This window comes from Mycobacterium sp. (genome assembly GCF_032159775.1).
Lineage (GTDB): Bacteria > Actinomycetota > Actinomycetes > Mycobacteriales > Mycobacteriaceae > Mycobacterium.
Map to the genome: position 1 here is coordinate 1 of NZ_JAVHWK010000164.1, position 2,629 is coordinate 2,629.

A 2,629-nucleotide genomic window follows, 5' to 3' on the forward strand; every position below is an offset into this window, starting at 1 on the left:
GGTGCAGGCAAATGACCACCGTAAGCGTCGTTGCAACCAATTAAGCGCCGATTCCAATCAGCGCGACTACGCCCTCGCTGCCTAAGCGACGGTGTGTCCGTCAGACCGGGAGAGCCCTCGACCCGGAGCCTGGCGTCATCTAGAGGGACAAACCCATACGTCCGGTCGCGGGATGTATGGGGACATCAAACAGCGACTGGGATCGTCATCTCGGCTTGTTCGCGTGAACGAGAGATCCAAGTAGAGACATAGCGAACTGCGCACGGAGAAGCCTTGAGGGAATGCCGTAGGACCCGGGTTCGATTCCCGGCAGCTCCACCGAGAAGATGCAGGTCAGGGACATAGTCCCTGGCCTGTTTTCTTTCCCATCAACGTCGCCCGGAGCCCGCGCGTCCTGTCAGCCCGAACCGCCCGGACCGCGATGCTGCGTCCAGGCGCGTAGGGCCATCTACGTCAATCCGATCTCACGGCCAACGTCGTAGTTCCATCATCGACTCATGGCGACCGACAAAACGGAGCTCGACCCGGAATCGCGGCGGATACAGGTACGGCGTGCGGCGCTGGGAAGCGCGATCGGCACGACGATCGAGTGGTACGACTTCTTCCTCTACAACACAGCCGCCGCGCTGGTCTTCCCGCATCTGTTCTTTCCGGCTTCGAGCGCGTACGCGGGTGCGATGCAGTCCTTCGCGACCTACGCGGTCGGGTTCGCCGCGCGGCCGGTAGGGGCCGCCATCTTCGGGCACTGGGGCGACCGAATTGGGCGTAAGACCACGCTCATCATCACACTGCTGGTCATGGGCATCTCGTCAGCCATCGTCGGGATGCTGCCCGGGACGGCGTCGATCGGCTTCGTAGCGCCATTGATCCTGGTGTTGCTGCGGCTGGTGCAGGGCATTGCAATCGGCGGCGAGTGGAGCGGGTCGGTGCTGCTTGCGATGGAGTGGGGTGATCAAGATAGGCGTGGGCTGCTCGGCAGTGCCGCGCAGATCGGTGTCCCGGTGGGGCTGGTGCTCGGCACCGGCGGCATGACCCTGCTCTCGGCGACACTGTCGCCTGAGGCATTCAACTCATGGGGTTGGCGGGTCCCGTTCCTGGCCAGCTTGATCCTGGTGGCAGTCGGCCTGGTGATCCGGCTGAAGATCCTCGAGACGCCGATGTTCGCCAAGGTGCTTGCCGAAGGTAAAACCGCGGCCACACCGGTGATGGACGCGATCCGGCAGCACTGGCGGGAGATCCTGCTCTCGGCGGGGGCACGGTTCAGCGAGCAGATGCCGTTCTACCTATTCACTACCTTCGTGCTGACCTACGTCGTGGCGACCCATCACTACAGCAAGACGTTTGTGCTCACCGCGGTGCTTGCGGGCGCAACGTTGGAACTCGTGGCGATCCCACTGTTCTCACACCTGTCGGACCGGTTCGGGCGCAAACGCGTGTACCTCACCGGAGCCGTCTTGACTGGGGTGCTCGCCTTCCCGTACTTCGCCGTTCTGTCGCATGGCGGTTACGCGCTGATCTTCATCGCCATCGTCTTGTCGTTGGTAGTGCACGCCATGCAGTACGGGCCACAGGCCGCGCTGATCGGCGAGAGCTTCCCGACCCACCTGCGCTACGGGGGTGCCGGTATCGGCTACCAGTTGGCGTCGGTTTTCGCCGGAGGCCCGGCACCCCTACTGGCGACATGGCTGCTGCACGAGACCGGAACACCGTACGCGATTTCCGCATACATCGTGCTTGCCGCGGTGATCACCGTGGCCTGCGTCATCGCCCTCCCGGATCGATCTCGCGCGAACATCGATGATGCGGCCGTCTACACCCGTGCCTAAACGTTTAGGCCTAGGTACTGAACGCTGCACCGGCGCTATCCACCGAGCGACTGCGCCGAGTTCGTAGCTTCGGCCTCCTAAGTCGCGTGCTCCGAGGTGGCAGCTTGTTGTTGCGAATGTCCACGGCAACAACACCTTTCGGTGTAGCCGCAGGTCGCGTCAGATGACTCCGATGCATGACTCTGGAAATCGCCCCTGCCAGAAGTATTACCGTACCGTCAGCCCGACCATTCCGAATTGGAAGCTGCGCTGACCAACCCCAGCGACGGTTGAGAAGGAGCGGATTGGGATGCGAATCGTCGTCGACTTCTGCTATCCCGGCACGGAGGCCGACCGCTTGGGCGCCGACAGGTTTCTGATCTTGTCCGCGAGGTCGGCCCGCTTGACGACGCCCACCTTGCAGCTCGCTCGGTAGACGTGCCCCTCGACGGTGCGCACCGACAACGACACCGCGTCCGCGATCTCGCGATTGCTCAGCCCTTGTGACACCAGAACGGCGATCTCGTGTTCACGCCGCGTGAACGGCACCACGACGCGGGCCGCGGTGATCGCCGGGCTGGTGGCGCCTCCGCACGCGTCGGCGAGTGCACCCGCCCGGGTGGCGGCGGTCATCGCACTGCCGATTCGTCCCGCCATCCGGTGCGACGTGGCAGCCTGGCCTGCGGCGTCCGCGGCGGCCAGCACATCGCCCATGGCCTCGAATTGCCGGGACGCCTCTTCCAGTCCCGACGCGTCCTGGGAACTCAGCGCCCGTGCGTAGCGGTGCGCCACCTGAACCCTCGGCCCCTCGACGAGGCAGGCCA

General features: G+C 64.3%; 2 protein-coding genes and 1 other RNA gene. 2 read left to right on the forward strand and 1 reads right to left on the reverse strand.

Going from position 1 to position 2,629, the window contains the following annotated elements; genetic code table 11:
• Both ssrA and QOJ24_RS21895 read left to right on the forward strand, forming a co-directional pair.
• Positions 1–321, forward strand: a transfer-messenger RNA (tmRNA) gene (gene ssrA, locus QOJ24_RS21890); the annotation flags it as partial.
• 176 nt (positions 322–497) lie between these two features.
• Entirely contained in the window at positions 498–1,826 is a 1,329-nt protein-coding gene (locus tag QOJ24_RS21895; protein WP_526265082.1) for an MFS transporter, read from the forward strand.
• A 312-nt stretch (positions 1,827–2,138) separates the two neighbouring features.
• Here QOJ24_RS21895 and QOJ24_RS21900 read toward each other — a convergent pair.
• Positions 2,139–2,629, reverse strand: a 491-nt coding sequence (locus tag QOJ24_RS21900) for a helix-turn-helix transcriptional regulator (protein ID WP_526265084.1), incomplete at its 5' end; no start/stop codon positions are given.

Excerpts from the sequence above, each read along its gene's own strand:
- QOJ24_RS21895 (WP_526265082.1), top strand. The coding sequence starts at position 498 with ATGGCGACCGACAAAACGGAGCTCGACCCGGAATCGCGGCGGATACAG.